This window comes from Colwellia sp. BRX8-4 (assembly GCF_014077345.1).
Classification (GTDB): domain Bacteria; phylum Pseudomonadota; class Gammaproteobacteria; order Enterobacterales; family Alteromonadaceae; genus Colwellia_A.
Window position 1 is genome coordinate 163961 of the sequence record NZ_JACGVS010000008.1, and the last position, 16020, is coordinate 179980.

Annotated in this window: 9 protein-coding genes; 5 read left to right on the top strand and 4 right to left on the bottom strand. The window is 37.9% G+C overall.

Annotated elements, in window-relative coordinates; translation table 11 throughout:
* The first annotated feature begins 237 nt into the window (after window positions 1–237).
* Both H4J56_RS09140 and H4J56_RS09145 read left to right on the top strand, forming a co-directional pair.
* Window positions 238–1647 carry a CorA family divalent cation transporter gene (locus H4J56_RS09140; RefSeq protein WP_182214176.1) on the top strand — a complete coding sequence of 470 codons (1410 nt, stop codon included), beginning with the start codon at window positions 238–240 and terminating at the stop codon, window positions 1645–1647.
* A gap of 159 nt (window positions 1648–1806) precedes the next feature.
* On the top strand, window positions 1807–2910 hold the full coding sequence (locus H4J56_RS09145) for a GGDEF domain-containing protein (RefSeq protein ID WP_182214177.1): 1104 nt from the start codon (window positions 1807–1809) through the stop codon (window positions 2908–2910).
* A gap of 201 nt (window positions 2911–3111) precedes the next feature.
* Here the strand turns inward: H4J56_RS09145 and H4J56_RS09150 are convergent, their stop codons facing one another.
* The 4 genes from H4J56_RS09150 to H4J56_RS09165 form a co-directional block, all read right to left on the bottom strand.
* Window positions 3112–6429, bottom strand: coding sequence for a DEAD/DEAH box helicase (locus H4J56_RS09150; protein ID WP_182214179.1), 3318 nt, complete (start codon window positions 6427–6429; stop codon window positions 3112–3114).
* Window positions 6430–6780: 351 nt separating this feature from the next.
* The gene (locus tag H4J56_RS09155) at window positions 6781–8280 is read right to left on the bottom strand and encodes an ABC transporter permease (protein WP_182259215.1); all 1500 of its coding nucleotides are present in this window, start codon (window positions 8278–8280) and stop codon (window positions 6781–6783) included.
* A gap of 9 nt (window positions 8281–8289) precedes the next feature.
* Window positions 8290–8988 carry an ATP-binding cassette domain-containing protein gene (locus tag H4J56_RS09160; RefSeq protein WP_182214182.1) on the bottom strand — a complete coding sequence of 233 codons (699 nt, stop codon included), beginning with the start codon at window positions 8986–8988 and terminating at the stop codon, window positions 8290–8292.
* Window positions 8988–9854: a putative selenate ABC transporter substrate-binding protein gene (locus H4J56_RS09165; protein WP_182214184.1), complete on the bottom strand. Its 867-nt coding sequence runs from the start codon at window positions 9852–9854 to the stop codon at window positions 8988–8990. The genes H4J56_RS09160 and H4J56_RS09165 overlap by 1 nt, the downstream gene beginning before the upstream one ends.
* Before the next feature lie 543 nt (window positions 9855–10397).
* Between H4J56_RS09165 and H4J56_RS09170 the strand changes: the two genes are divergently transcribed.
* The 3 genes from H4J56_RS09170 to H4J56_RS09180 all read left to right on the top strand — a co-directional run.
* Window positions 10398–11672 (top strand): S8 family serine peptidase, encoded by a 1275-nt coding sequence (locus tag H4J56_RS09170; protein ID WP_182214186.1) that lies wholly within the window; start codon window positions 10398–10400, stop codon window positions 11670–11672.
* A gap of 171 nt (window positions 11673–11843) precedes the next feature.
* Window positions 11844–13163 carry a DEAD/DEAH box helicase gene (locus tag H4J56_RS09175; RefSeq protein WP_182259216.1) on the top strand — a complete coding sequence of 440 codons (1320 nt, stop codon included), beginning with the start codon at window positions 11844–11846 and terminating at the stop codon, window positions 13161–13163.
* Window positions 13164–13623: 460 nt separating this feature from the next.
* The coding region (locus H4J56_RS09180; RefSeq protein WP_182259217.1) for a PAS domain S-box protein at window positions 13624–16020 on the top strand (2397 nt) is incomplete at its 3' end.

A 16020-nucleotide genomic window follows, 5' to 3' on the forward strand; every position in this document is an offset into this window, starting at 1 on the left:
AATGAAACGGTTAATGTATGTTAACCAATTAATTAATAAACATTATTTTATCCTTAAGACTATGACTATAGGTTATTTCAAGATAAATAGATGCCCATAATTTAAATTATTACTGATAACTTTGCTGTGAAAATCACAACGAAAAGAGGGAACTTGAAATGCACTTACTGTTCTGTTTTGAAATGTGTTTACACATTTTAGCCTTAATAATACAATTAACACTTAATTAATTCTAAGGTGGATGAGAGTATCTTTATAACATCAAAAATTCGCTTGTTGCTCAATGAACGTGTCATGGGCTTTTTAGCGCTTATTTCACTTTTCATTGCTCTTGCGCCAACAGTCGTTGCGACTAATGAGCGCTTTTCTCAAGCGAAAGTTTTTTTGGAATGGGGGATCCTGGCCCTTTTCATCGTTGAATACGGCGTTAACTTTGTTTTAGCATCAAGTCGCCGTGTGTTTTTACTGGATCCGTGGCGTATCTTAGATTTATTCATCATCTGTACGGGCTTGTTATCTTTGATCCCTATGGCTAATGAACATTTACGTAATATTCCTGCTTTAAGACTGCTTAAATTCATCCGAATGGCTTTATTTGGTGTTCGAATGAAATTTGCTATGTCCTTAGATAACAATAAAGTTTCGACAGTATCGTCACCACCAATACAGTCTTTTAGCGCCTATTCGTTAGTAGATAAAAATATTTGTGGCTACACTGAATTAACTTGGGGTAATGTTGTAAAGCGATTAAAGTCGTCAAGTAATGACTGGTTATTTGCTGTAGGGCTCAACTCTGAGCAACTCACAGAGGTTGCGGAGATTCTTCAAGCCCCTAAGTCTGCCTTAGATATGCTCTTTAAACATTCGTTGTACCCAAGAATAGAGCGAATGGATGAATACACCGCCATTTTTCTCTGGAGTCCCAAGGTGGTAAAACAGTCCGATGATAGTGTGCCGACCATAGAACGAAGTCCTATTCTTTTATTGGGCGCGAATAATAATATTATTACCTTGTCTGGGACAGAATCATCGTTAGTAGATGAAATAACAGTTGATTTAATGGAGGTAAGAATACCTGCACCGCCTCTGATGCAAGCGACAAGTGCGCTTATTCGTGTTCTTGTCGCACAATACACCGATGTTATTGGCACATTAGAACAGACGCTTTTATACCTAGATAAGCATCAAAAACAATTAGGTGATAAAAGCTTTTTAGACCAAACGTTTCGACTGCGTAATGAAATTACCAATGTTAGGGGTAACCTTAAGCATTTAGCGTCAGTGGTTCACCAACTTGCAGAAAAGCCTCTTGCAATTAAAAGTTTTGAATTGATGCCTCGACCTATCCTGACGGTATTAGCCGATGACGTTGATGGATTATTTGATAGTGCCGATGACTTAGTAACAACACTGGCAGCATTAGTTGAACTGCGCATTAATATGTCTTCATTTCAAATGAATAAGGTAATGCGGTTACTGGCTGTTATCACCACCATAACCTTAATCCCCACCATGGTTGGTGGTCTAATGGGAATGAACTTAATTGACAGCCCGTGGAATTTTACCCTTTATGAAGTGACTTTCTTTGTTGGTGTGGCGATGTCTTGTGGTATTTATATTTTTGCCAGTAAGGGCTGGTTTCGTTAAATGATAAAAAGTTTCGCCATTATTATCCTAGCGTATACACTTAAATTTATTAACAAAAAATAACTATTAGCTTTTTATTAATAGACGATTACATATAAAGCTAATTATCGACAGGAGCTAAACATCAAAAAACTGCCAGACATTCAACAACGTATTGATATGGATCTTAGACGTCGTTCGATGACAGGCATCCTTGTTTATGCGGTGATGTTACCGGCTGTATTTTGGCCATTTGATTTTCACACCGAAGAGCCTGCTTTGACCTTAGCTTTTGCGTTAAGCATGCTGGCAATTAGTATAGTGCGCCTTGCTCACTGGTTTTTTAGCGATGCTATTTATAATTATTCTCCTAACGTGTGGCGCAATTGCTTTACTTTTTTATCATTGTTACAGGCAAGTGTATTAAGCCTATTCTTTGGTTTAGCGATATATGACCCGCGTTTCACCCCTATTTTACATGTCACTATGTTGGCTATCGGTGGTATTGCCAGCAGTGCCATTGTTGCACTGACACCAAGAATACCTTTAGCTTTATTGAATTTAGGGATACTTCTAGTTCCATCAATAATAGCGGGTTTTATCATTGAGGATAAACTCCCTTATGCGATTATGATCCTCGTCTATGTAACCTTCATTGGTTTAATGGGCATTCGCTCTTCAGGTGAATATAACCGCTCTTTTGAAATTGAAACTCAACTGGATGGACAGAACAAAATTTTAGAACAACTCAACAAAATTGACTCACTGACAAATATTTTTAATAGGGGATATTTTAACAGTGAATTTGAACGCCAATGGCAAATGGGTAGCCGACATAAAATATCAACAGCATTAATGCTGATAGATGTTGATCACTTCAAAGTATTTAATGATAACCATGGGCATTTATGTGGAGACGCTTGCTTAATACATGTGGCTAAAGTGATTAAAGAAAATATTAAGCGGTCGACAGATCTCGTTGCGCGCTTTGGAGGTGAGGAGTTTGTGGTATTACTTTCAGGATATAGCGCTAAAGATGCCAAGGAACTGGCAGAAAAAATGAGACTTTCAATTGAAAGTACTCCTTTAGATTATGAGGGTAATACATTTAATGTCACGATAAGTATTGGTTTAGCTTCAACTATTCCCGATAGTCAATCTAATAGAATAATTCTACTAGAAGCTGCTGACAAAGCCATGTATAGCGTAAAAAAAGCAGGAAGAAACCAAGTTTCAAGTGTGATTGAATTAGACGCTACCCTCAGACAGTCTAATGATATTTAATTTTGAGGCGCTTTTTTAATACCTGAGTAACCCCTGCTCAATATGTAACCAAACCCGTAATATCAAGAGACAGAGTAGTTTACCCCGATAAGTAAGATAGCAAGTTAGCGGTATTCAAAGCAATGACGTGTCATTAAAAGCGAGTTGATGACTCTACTTATTCTCATCAACTCTATGCAATGTAATGGCTATTATTTCAAATTAGCTTAGCGGTGCTAGCAACGAGCCTAAAATATCATCTGTTAAACTCAGCTTATTATCACTGACTTCTTCAGACAATAAAGCTTTAGCAAGTTCTGCTTTATTTTGCTGTATTTTTTGGATTTTCTCTTCTATTGAATTTTCTATAATATATTTATAAACAAAAACAGGTTTGTCTTGTCCAATTCGATACGCTCTGTCAGTTGCTTGATTCTCTACGGCAGGATTCCACCAAGGGTCAAAATGAATCACGGTATCGGCAGCGGTTAAGTTTAAGCCAACACCACCAGCACGTAAGCTAATCAAAAATACCGGCACTTCACCTTCTTGGAATTTGTCTACCACGGCCTGTCTGTTGGTCGTTGAACCAGTTAGTTTAACAAAATCAATACCTTCTGCCACCAACTCATCTTCTATTAAAGCAAGCATACTGGTGAACTGAGAAAAAATTAATATTTTGCGACCTTCAGCAATTTGCTCAGGTAGCGTTTCCATTAAGTAGTCAAGCTTGGCTGATTGGTTTACTTTTTTAGCGCCTTCAAGCGATAATAATTTAGGGTGATTACAAACCTGTCTTAGTTTTAATAATGCATCCAATACTTCTATCTGACTGCGCTTTAAGCCTTTGTCAGCAATGATATCTTTTAAACGACTGTCCATCGCTAAACGCACTGATTCATAAAGCTCAGCTTGCTGACCTTCAATACGCAATTTTTGAATGATTTCAGTCTTTGGCGGCAACTCAGTGGCTATTTTATCTTTCGTTCTGCGTAAAATAAATGGCTTGATGCGTTGGTTTAATAACTGCTTACGCTCTTGCTCACCATGCTTCTCTATCGGTGTTCTAAAGAGTTTAGTAAATTGTCTTTGGCCACCAAGAAAGCCCGGTAATAAGAAATTAAATTGTGCCCAAAACTCACCTAAATGATTCTCCATAGGTGTACCGGTCAAGCATAATTTATGTTGCGCTTTGAGGGTCAAAAAGGCTTGGTATAATTTTGTTTTAGTGTTCTTTATATAGTGAGCTTCATCGAGCACTAGATAATAAAATTTTTGCTGGCTATAAAGCGCTAAATCTTTAGTAATCAATGCATAGCTGGTGATGATAATATCAACTTGATTCTCAAGTCCTTCAAAACAATCAAAATGCTGCTGGCGTTTACTGCCGTGTAAAACGCGATAAGAAAGTTGTGGGGTAAATTTCTCTATTTCATTTGCCCAGTTAAAAATAACACTGGTTGGTGCCACAATGAGCACGGGCTTAGTAAGGCGGCCTTGTTGTTTTTCAATTAATAGGTGCGCTAAGGTTTGAATCGTTTTACCTAAACCCATATCGTCAGCCAAAATACCATTTAATTGATACTCGCGTAAGAACTGCAACCAATTTAGCCCTTGATGCTGATATGTTCTTAAGGTCGCATTCAATCCTTCTGGCACAGGAACCGTGGTCACTTGTTGGAAGTCTCTGAGTTTGTCAGCTAAGCTTCTTAACTTACTGGTACCCGTGGCTATCATTCCTTGGTCATCTAACATTGATAATGTTTGATGTCCTTGAAAACGTGATAGCTCCATAGTGCCATTTTTATTTAAAGCATTGGGCATAAACAGCTCAATAAACTGTTTCAATATCGGTTGTACGCTTTGATAACGCAAGGCAACGAAGTCACCATTATCTAAGTCAACGTAAATAGGTGAATCAGGCGAAATAAGTTTTTCTTTTTCGCGGTCAACTAACGCCGATTTAGGGAGTTGTTCAATCGCGCCAAGCAAAATAGGAAATGCCGGCATTTTTTTACCATCAATGGTTAAGTTTAACCCTAATGAGAAAAAGTCATGGTCATCGGTTTGAATAACTTCAGCATCAAAAACACTGTCGGTAGCGAGCGCCTTATAATAAAAATCATCGGTAAAAGTTATATGCCAGCCTAAATTCTTAAGTGGTTGTACTTCTTGATGCAAAAAGTGATGCCAAAGGTAGCGCCCTTGCATTAGCATCGAAAATTTAGGCGTTTTATCTTTATTTAAATAGTCTTCATTGGTGAAAGTATAACGCTTAGCTTTGGGCTGAACGGTAAATTTTAACGTCGTCAACTTATCGATAACCGCTTGTTCAAACGTTAAATCTCGATACAGTTTTATTTTTTTATCAGTTTCAGTTTCGTTATCATTTTCACTTGAGTTTTTGGGGGTAACCGTAACACTCTCATTATGTGGGTTGACTAAATTTCCTTGGTAGGAAAAGTTAACCTTTACAAAACCTGATTGTGGATCTGCTTCACGGGGGGTTGAAAAGTGCAAATGTACTTCTGGTTTGGTCAACTCTTGTGAGTATTCTGTTTTGGGTTTAGGTAAACGCTGCACAGCATCACCTAACGACATAGATAACTTATTCATGACCCAAGGTAATTTGTCTTCTTCGAAAATAGGTGAATTGAGTAAGTCTGCCTCAAAATTACATTGTGTATTGGTATTGATTTTCCCAAAGCAATTATTCTTTTCATCATAATAACAAAGTGGCTGTGCTTTGATGATAAGAATATTGGTCGAGGGTTCCATGAAAACAAGTTTTAAGGTGTGTAACTTGTTATCAAGGGCTAACCACTGCCACTGGGCTTCTATGGGATCACCCAAAGTGATCGCTTCATTTAAGTCGTAACTTGTTTGCCAAAAACAGCGATTAGTTTTGATAATACGTTCGAACAAATCAAAATACTTGATGTTATCGCCATACTGATTAGTACGGATAAGTTCGGTAAGTACAGCAACATCATCGTTATTAGCATAAGCACTATTTATTAACGAGCTGGCAGAAAACTCGCTGCCAAGTGAACTACTCCATCCACCACTATTTTTGGGGCGAGCTGATTTTATACCTAAAGTGAAATAGTCATCTTCGTTATAACTGTTAGGCTTTAAAAAGTACAATAGCGATTTTTGTTGGCTATTGGGCTGATATCTACTGGGCTGTGCTTGAAAGCGACTAAGCCATTTATCAATGACCTTTTCAGAAGTCGCAATACTGTTTTGGTCAAAATGTTCGTGAATAAAACACTGCGCTAACGCTGCGCCATGCTTACAATCTCGACCAATATAACAATCGCAATAACTGGCAATACCATCATTCTTAATATTTAGCACTAAACGAGTCAAATAAGTGCTTTGGCGAGAGCGTTCACTGTAAACGACACCACGAATTATTTCACCATCAAGGGCGCAGGTTTTAATGCCATTCGCCTGAAAAATACGCGTTCCTTTTTTCCATTCATTTTTGGCAAAGTGTTTTTCAAGTAATTCAGGTGTAAAAGTGTTTGTAGCCATAAGTTTTTAATTATTAAGAATTCAAATAGGTTGTGAATGGATAAATTAGTTTGATATCACTTCTCAATAGAATAAAAATATCAAGAGGATGATAAATATACATTAATTCAACAGCACTTTCAGGACTTACTGCTAATCGTTAATCATTTATTATATCATCTCAATAGTATCACTGAGAATTAAAACCTTCAATTTGTCTTAATACTTGTAATTAAAGGGTAATATTTTTAATGGAAGCTCATATTAAGCGCCAAGGTTTAATTTAAACACAGGTATCATTTTTTTTTAAGGACTATTGAATAGCTAATTATTTGTAATAAAATGGCAAAATCGATAAGTGTTGGTTTTAGCTTATGTCGTTAACGATTGTTTGTGGGAGTTAAGTAGCCGCATTGAAATATGATCGATGACGACATTAAGTAAAGCGGTACAGATGATAAGAATTAATGCACGACTGTAGCGTATTTCACTGAAATTACTGTCGATATAAAAACCTAATGTCATAATACCTAAAATACCAAACACGGCAGTTTCACGGACGATAATCTCGAATCGATAAAACAATAAAGCCATCATATTGGGATAAATGCTTGGCATTATGTAGTAGTTAAACTTATTTAACGTGCTTATCTGCATCAGGGGGGGCGCTATGGCGTTACTTTGTCGAACCGTTAAGTAGGCTATAACACTACCATTATGTATGGCTAGGGCAAGAATAGCAGGTAACATCGACGGGCCAAGTAATATTAAAAAAATAAACGCTAATATGTATTCAGGTACTGAACGACCAATAAGTAAAATGAACTGACCAAAATACGCAAGCGGGGCGGGCCATAAATGCTTACTTGCAATGACATGGGCATTTAAGCTAACAAAGTGGCTAGCCGCTAATGCTAATAAGGCTAAAGTTAGGGTCGATATCGCCCCAGGGAAAGCCTGTAGCGTAACAATATCGCTAAACCAAGTATAAAGTAATGACCATTGCACGTCGGCAAAACTTAAGGTGTTTACTAACGCAGGAGGAATAATATCTTGGCTAATAAAGCGTATCAGTAAACTGCTATCTAGCGTAGGAATTTCTACCAATGTTATACAAGCAATAATAAGGTAAACCCCTAATAACTTAGGAGGGCACCAATAACGAATCGTGCCAATAAGCGCAATAAATATCATCAGTAATGCAGCGCCTTCGCTATAGTTTCCTTGTTTAAAAGCGGTTTCTAAATAATAACCCAGTGTTGGCATACCAATAAATCCCAGCACAGCGCTACTGCGCAGCGCACATTCAAAACGGTAGCGTGTGTAGGTGATAAGTTGCGGTAAAACTTGAGCTATTTTGCCATAGGTATAGCGGCTAATAATATCTGCTCTGCTGTCAATACTCTCTAATGGATTGTCTGACGATTGATTGATTATATCGTGAAATACCCGAGCAAAAGTGGCGGCAAAGGGAATAGTGATCGCTAAAATGCCTGTTATTGGAGAAAGACCAAAAACTTGTAAAAATAACAGCGCCCAAAAAATCTCATGAATTGCGCGTAAAAAAGCGCAGCAGCCAGATACTAAAGGGTGTGGGTAGATGAGTGCGAGAGGAGCGCCGAGCAGCAGTCCTAAAGATACACCAATAATGGCAAAGTTAAGGGTTTGAATTATCGCTTGAAACAGGTATTCAGTGGCGAAAAAGTCAGCGTGAATAAAACCTTGAGCCATAAGCGATAACTCAAGTAAAGGGTCGAAAGTAACAATTTCTATATCAGCAAAAGGAATAATAACTAAGGCGATAAACCCTATTGATAAGGTGACTTTTTGCCAATATCCTAATGGGTAAACTGTATTTTGTCGCAACGCCATAAAATAAACCTACGCGACTGCGTCAGTTTGATAAAGTTTGCTGATCTGCTGTTGGTTAATGGACTGTTTTTTGCTGTCGAGTACCAACCGACCTTTATCTAAGGCGATAACACGATCGAAAGCGTTCATTGCCAAGGTACGGTCGTGTACAACCATAATGACAGTTTTGTGGCGAGCTAATATTATTTCAAGTATTCTTGACGCCATTAATGGGTCAAGTGCTGAAAAAGGTTCATCGCCAAGAAATATATCTTGCTGCTGATATAAAGCTCTTGCTAATGCGACTCGTTGTCTTTGCCCACCTGAAAGTTTATCTACTGACTTGTCTAAGGGCTCATCTAGTTCTAACTGCTGACAAAGTAGGCCAATATCGTGTAAGTCTTGTTTAAAAGGTCTCATTAAGTTAATAAGATTAAATAACCAGTGGTGGCGAGCTAAAGCACCCATAAATATATTGTGGAAGATGCTTAAGTTATCGACTAAGCCTTGGCGCTGAGAACAAAGCGCTGCGCTGGTTTGTAAACACTGATAAAAATGGTGCAGTAGCGAGGTTTTTCCTGCACCAGAGGGACCAATAATCGCAACTTTTTCACCTTTATTTATCGTCAGACTTAGATCAAAGATGACTTGAGCAGCCCCTTTACGCTTACCTGTATTATTGCTGGTTGTTTTATGATGATAAAGGTTTAGGTAGTCGAGGGTTATCATTAATCGATAAGTCCTATCTTTTTAGCCACTGTTAATACTGGCTCAAAATCTTTATTTTCAGCATTGACAAAAGAAGAACGTGGAAAGCTACTAAGTAGCTCTGGGTTATTCATATTGAGAAGTGCCGCCTGCACTTTATTCGCAAAGCCTTTGCCAAATTCCGCATCAACATTGGCGCGTATCGTCCATTGGTAATCAGGGTAGGTAGGGGTTTCCCAAATAACACTGACTTTATTGGTGTCTATTTTTCCTGCGCTAAGTGCACTTTCCCATACTTTATAATTAACAGCACCAACTTGGTAAGCGCCCGCTTGAACTTGAGCAATAGTGCGGCTATGGTCACCAGAAAAACCAACACGTTTAAATGCTTGCTGTGGCTTTTTAGCTAAATGTTGCTCAATAAAATATTGTGGCATTAATCGACCTGATGTTGAGCCTTTTGAGCCGAAGGTGAAGGTTTTATCATTTATATCAGGGAAATTGTCGTTCATCGTTAACCCCGTACTGTGGTGAGCGATAAAATAGCTCTTAAAAAACTGATCTTCATAGCCTTGAGCAATCGCTTGTGATCCAGGCACTAAAAGTCGGGCTTGTACGCCAGATAAACCACCGAACCAAGCGAGTTGAACTTGGTTGTTTCTAAAGGCTGTTACGGCGGCAGAGTATGACTTTACCGGTACGTATTTAACCTTGACGCCAAGTTCCTTTTCTAAATACAAGGCTACTTTTTCGAAACGAGTTCTTAATTGAGATTCGTCTTCATCAGGGATCGCGGTAAAAGTAAAGGTTGTGGCGATAGCGTTGACACTTACTAAGGTGCTTAGTATTAACGTTAATGATGTGATTAAAGTGGTCAGTATTTTCATGGTATCTCTAGTTATTTTTAACCCAATAGTAACGTCAATATGATGATAATCGATGTTATATTGATGCAGGAAAATTATGGAAGTTTGATGGCGTATTATTACTTAAAAAATAATGATTCACACGCTTTTGCGCAATTTAATCGATACTCTGCATAAAATACCGTTTAGCCATATTTATTATTTAAAATATCTAGCTGTTTCTGTTTACTTGAAACTCAATACACACATCAATAATACTGAAATCATAATTAAATCCTACCTTTTTACGCTCCTCAGCTAAATCTTAAACATTTACTATTAGCGGCGTTTTAACAGCCGTGTTTATTTGCTCGGTTTTTTTCGATATTAACTTGTTTGTTAACAAGATAATGCCTCCAGTGAGGGGTTAATATTATTAAAGTAGGGGTTTCCCCTGATGGTCATACCAGTATCAAGACTCTACATTGGTAACAACACGTTTACTTTTAGATGTGTACCAAAAACAATAATTAAGTGCTCTATCCTAGAGTAACTTGAGAAACTTAATACTATGTGGAGCCAAAAATGAAAAAGAAATTAATAAGCTTAATGATTTCATCTTGTATTGCACTGCCAGCTATTGCTGCAGAAGACAACGCACTTAGCAATATTATCGTTAGCCTAGATGCTAATCAAATTGCCAGTGTTGCAGACTTTATCGACGATTACGCTATAGCAAGTAAATATACTTACAGCCATGTTTTTACTGGTTTTTCTGCGACGGTTCCGTCAAAAGTACTTGCCCAGCTAAGTCAAGATCAACGTGTTTTGAGTGTTTCAAAAGATGGCAGAGTTCACGCAACAAAAAGTACTTCCAATCAAGTGGCAGCATGCAGTTTCTTATTTGGTTGCCAGACTAGCCAGCAAGAAACTCCTTGGGGAATTAGTCGCATAGGGGCAAATACTGATGAAAACACCGGTCAGGGGGTTCATGTTTATGTTATTGATACGGGTATAGATTCTGATCACCCAGATTTAGCTAGTAATGTCGCTAATGGTTATAGTGTTGAAATGTGTCTTGGTTTAGATTGTTCAAATAACTGGGATGATGATCAAGGCCATGGCACCCATGTTGCGGGCACCATTGGTGCATTAGATAATAACCTTGATGTTATTGGCGTAGCACCAGCCGTTACTTTACATGCCGTTAAAGTATTAAATGCTGCTGGCAGTGGCTCTAATTCTGGGGTTATTGCTGGTATTGATTGGGTAACACAGCAGGCTGAATCTTTAGGCGTAGCGGTTGTTGCTAACATGAGCTTGGGCGGTGATGGCTCTAAAACAGGTACCTGTACCAATGACGGTTTTATTGGTAATGATAACTTTCATCGCGCTATCTGTAATGCGAAAAATCAAGGGGTTATTTTTGCTGTGGCGGCAGGAAATGACAGCGCAGATGCTTATGGTTCAACGCCAGCAGCTTATGACGATGCGGTGATAACCGTTAGTGCAACCGATATAAATGATGATTGGGCTGGCTTTTCTAACTGGGGTAATGGCTCAGCTAGCTGGACTAGTCATCAATCTGCGCCAGTAGCTATTGCAGCCCCTGGAGCTAATATTTTATCGACTAAAAGTGGCGGTGGCACAACAACGATGAGCGGCACATCAATGGCCGCTCCACATGTTGCGGGTGTTTTAGCGCTTTACTTGGAGTCTATATCACTAAACCCTGATGGCAGCGCTTTTGGCGCAGCAAGAGATTGGTTACTTTACAACAGTGAGTCTAATGCTAATTTAACTAATACAACGGGTCAGCCTCACCAAGAAGATTTTCTTAACGCCGAAATATCTAAATAAAGAAGTAAAGAGTTATTAGTAAAATTTAACTATCTTGTCAGGGTGTTCCCTTAACCTGAATTTAATTCACGTTAAGGGCTTTCTGCTAGGGTTAGTCAATTTTATTAACTTACTGGGGCAAAAATAGGCTAAAATATACTTACTTATTTTAGCCTTGAGCCCTTTATCTTAATGACCTCTATTTCAACCCCAGCCCAGTTTACAGAACTTGGTCTTATTCCCCCCCTATTAGCTCGATTAACTGAGCTCAAATATTTGCAGCCGACGCCTATTCAGGCACAAGCTATTCCAAGTGTTTTAGCAGGACGTGACTTAATTGCAGGGGCAAATACCGGTTCAGGTAAAACAGCCACCTTTGCATTACCACTTTTGCAGCACATTTTTTTACAACTGTCTGCTGATACAGCCTCAAATAGCAAGAGTAACAAGGGGAATTATGTTACTGGGCTTATTTTAGTACCTACGCGTGAACTTGCTAAACAAGTAGCAGAGAGCATTAAATCTTATGCCGTGCATTTCAATGGTGCGATAAAAACGGTTGCTGTTTTTGGTGGTGTATCTGTGAATACACAAATGTTGGCATTACGAGGTGGCGCCGATATTCTGGTGGCAACCCCGGGTCGATTACTCGATTTAATTTCAAGTAATGCCATTAAGCTTGATTTGGTTAAGACCTTAGTCCTTGATGAAGCCGATAGGATGTTAAGCTTAGGTTTTACCGAAGAGTTATCTGCGCTGTTAGCTTTATTACCTAAGAAAAAACAAATATTATTATTTTCAGCAACCTTTCCTGAACAAGTAAAAACGTTAACCCAAGAATTACTTAACAACCCGATCGAGATACAAGTTCAAAGTGCTGATGCAAGTACGCTAGTCCAGCGTGTCTTTAGCGTTAATAAAGGCGAAAAAACCGCAGTGTTAGCACATTTAATTGCAGAAAATGAATGGCGACAAGCGCTCATCTTTGTTAATGCTAAACACCACTGTGAGCATTTAGCTGAAAAACTTGCTAAACGTGGTATTACCGCGGCAGTGTTTCATGGTGATAAAGGTCAAGGCGAACGAAGTAGGGTGCTTGATGGTTTTAAAGCTGGCGAGATTGACGTGCTCATTGCCACAGATATAGCCGCTCGCGGACTAGACATTGAAAAACTGCCGGTGGTTATTAATTTCAACTTACCGAGAAGTCCGTCAGACTACATGCATCGTATTGGTCGAAGTGGCCGTGCTGGTGAAGTAGGTTTAGCTTTATCATTGATTGACCATGAAGACTTTCATCACTTTAGTATCATCGAAAAGAAAAATAAAATTCGTCTTGAACGTGAGCAAGTCAAAGGTTTTGAAGCCGATGAAGTCAGTAATGATTCAATTACTGCCGCAGAAAAACCCATGGCAAAGCCTGAAGGCACAGGAAAGAAAAAGCGTAAAAAGAAAGGGGCGGTGAATACCATAAACGCTGATATTTGGGCCGGTTATAGCGACACAGAATAACAGTGATTAAACTAAGAGGCTGAATGTATATTCAGCCTAATGAGCTAATGTCTTACTTAGCAAATAAAAACATCAGTCATTTATTGGCTTGGTGTTTTTTTTATGGTGTTTTAGCAAGATTTAGCCCAATAGAATAAGTGCTAATGCACTTTTATTGACGGTCAATAATCGCTAAATTATAAAGTGTAACTTCTAATCTTCTATACTCTTTTTGACTTCCTGTTATTAATCTCACCCTATGTTACTATCTTAGTATTAAATGGAATTAAGTTAATTTAACGAACTATCTTAATGCAGTTTTTACTTGAATAAAATTTAACCTTCTTTTTAAGTATAATAGGATAATATGTTCAATGTTAAGCGCTTCTGCCTGCTAAAGGCGATCAAGGTTTCGTTCAAAAAATATCGGTATCTTTGCGCTTTTGTTATTCTGTTATTATTTTCAAATGATACTTTTTCAATGAGTGACTTTAGCGCTATTTTTGAAAAACATAGCGCAGTTATGTTAATCATTGAGCCTAAAACCGGTAATATTCTTCAGGCAAATTCAGCCGCTCAACATTTCTATGGATTCGCAGAAAAAAAACTTGAGTCACTGGCTATTCAAGACATTAACCTGTTGAGTGTAGAGCAAGTCGCTTCAGAAAGAGCCTTAGCTAAATCAGAAGATAGAAATTATTTTATTTTTAGACATCAAACCAGTAATGGCGATATTAAAACCGTGTCGTCACATTCCATTCCGATAACTTATAATAATAAAGCTGTGCTCTTTTCTATTATCCAAGATGTGACATCAGAAAGGGAATATCAGCAAGCGCTTTGGCATTATCAAAGTAATTTAGAGAACTTGGTCGACAAGCAAATTAATGAAATCGATAAAACTAAAAAAAACTTAATACAACTATTAGTGATAGGTCTCTTGTTATTATCGACCTTGAGTCTGTTTTTACTTTTTATGTTAAAACGAAAAAATGAAGCTGAAGCTCAGCGTTCATTAATTGCTCAAATTGTAGAGCAAAGCCCAGTCTCAATTCAAACCACAGACCTTAATGGTATTATCACTTATGTTAATAAAGAATTTGTTAAAAGTTCTGGGTTTCAAGCAACAGAAGTGATCGGTCAAAAAACAAATATTCTTAAATCTGGTTTTCATCAATCTCCGCTCTATGAGAATTTATGGGCAACAATAACATCAGGTAAACACTGGGTCGGGGAGTTTTATAATCAGCGAAAAAATGGTGATAATTTTTGGGAGGAAGCCAATGTATATCCCCTCAAAGATGCTAAAAATAGAATCACCAGTTATGTAGGGATTAAAGAAGATATTACCCAAATTAAGCAAGATGAAAAACAGTTGAGACTCGCTTCAACGGTATTTAAAACCGCAACAGAGGCTGTAATGGTTACCGATATTGATAATAATATTGTTGCGGTTAATCAAGCGTTTATATTAATTACTGGCTATGAGGAAAAAGAAGTCTTAGGTAAAAATCCCACATTATTAAGCTCTGGGCATCATGACACAGAATTTTATCAGCGCATGGCGGCAGATTTGGAAAGCTTGGGGCAGTGGCAAGGTGAAATCTGCAATCGACGTAAAAATGGTGAGGTGTTTTATGAATGGTTATCTGTTACTGCTTTGAGAGATGAGTTTGGGCAATTAGAGTCTTATGTTTCATTATTTAGTGATATTACTAAACGTAAAAAGGCCGAAGATAAAATTTATCGCCAAGCTAATTACGATTCATTGACCGGACTCGCCAATAGAAATCTGTTTGTCGACAGATTTGAGCATACTTTGGAACTTGCCCAACGGGACAATAATAGAGTTGCTATATTTTTTATTGATTTAGATGGCTTTAAGAATGTTAATGATACCTTTGGCCACGCTAAGGGAGATATGCTGTTAAAATTAACCACAGAGCGTATCAAAGAGTCGGTAAGAAAGGCCGATACGGTCAGTCGTTTGAGTGGTGATGAATTTGCAATAATTTTGTCGGGCGACAATGATGTCTTTAGTTTTGAAAAAATTGCCAGCCAGATACTTGATGAAATAGCTAAGCCATTTCATTTAATAGAAATAGAAGCTTATGTTACCGCAAGCATAGGTATATCAATATTTCCAGATGATGGCAGTACCTATGAAGAGCTATTGAGTAAAGCCGATAGCGCTATGTATAAAGCCAAAGAAAAGGGTAAAAATAATGTACAATTTTTTACTAAAGAAATGGATATCAAAGCCCAACAACGAAGGCATCTAGAAGTTGAATTACGCAAGGTTATTGTTAACAAGGAGTTAATTTTACATTATCAACCTATCCATCAAGTTAGTAGTAATAAAGTTGTTTCTGCTAAGGCATTAGTTAGATGGCTACACCCAATAAAAGGCTTGGTTCCACCGGCTGACTTTATTGCATTAGCAGAAGATATTGGTTTTATTACTGAAATTGGAGATTGGGTCTTAGAAGAAGCTTGTAAACAAGCTAAATGCTGGCAAAGCCAATTTGATCTTGCACCAAAGATATCAGTTAATATCTCGAGTGTGCAGTTTCAACGTCAGGATTTTATCAGTAAACTTGAAACTATCTTAGCAAAAACACAACTTGCTCCAGATTCACTGATCCTTGAAATGACTGAAAGTTTATTAATTCAAGAAGATGATCAAACCCTAATTCAGTTATCAGCTATAAGAGCTATGGGTATAGAACTGTCGATTGATGACTTTGGTACCGGTTATTCGTCACTTAGCTACTTAAAGCGGTTTCCTATTAGCATATTAAAAATAGACCGCGCTTTTATTAAAGATATTACCTTTAATGCTGAAGATGAAGATGAAGATGAAGATGAAGATGAAGAT

Coding starts and splice junctions, on each gene's coding strand:
- H4J56_RS09165 (WP_182214184.1), bottom strand. CDS start 9,854: ATGAAAATACTGACCACTTTAATCACATCATTAACGTTAATACTAAGC.
- H4J56_RS09155 (WP_182259215.1), bottom strand. CDS start 8,280: ATGGCGTTGCGACAAAATACAGTTTACCCATTAGGATATTGGCAAAAA.
- H4J56_RS09145 (WP_182214177.1), top strand. CDS start 1,807: ATGGATCTTAGACGTCGTTCGATGACAGGCATCCTTGTTTATGCGGTG.
- H4J56_RS09175 (WP_182259216.1), top strand. CDS start 11,844: ATGACCTCTATTTCAACCCCAGCCCAGTTTACAGAACTTGGTCTTATT.
- H4J56_RS09160 (WP_182214182.1), bottom strand. CDS start 8,988: ATGATAACCCTCGACTACCTAAACCTTTATCATCATAAAACAACCAGC.
- H4J56_RS09150 (WP_182214179.1), bottom strand. CDS start 6,429: ATGGCTACAAACACTTTTACACCTGAATTACTTGAAAAACACTTTGCC.
- H4J56_RS09170 (WP_182214186.1), top strand. CDS start 10,398: ATGAAAAAGAAATTAATAAGCTTAATGATTTCATCTTGTATTGCACTG.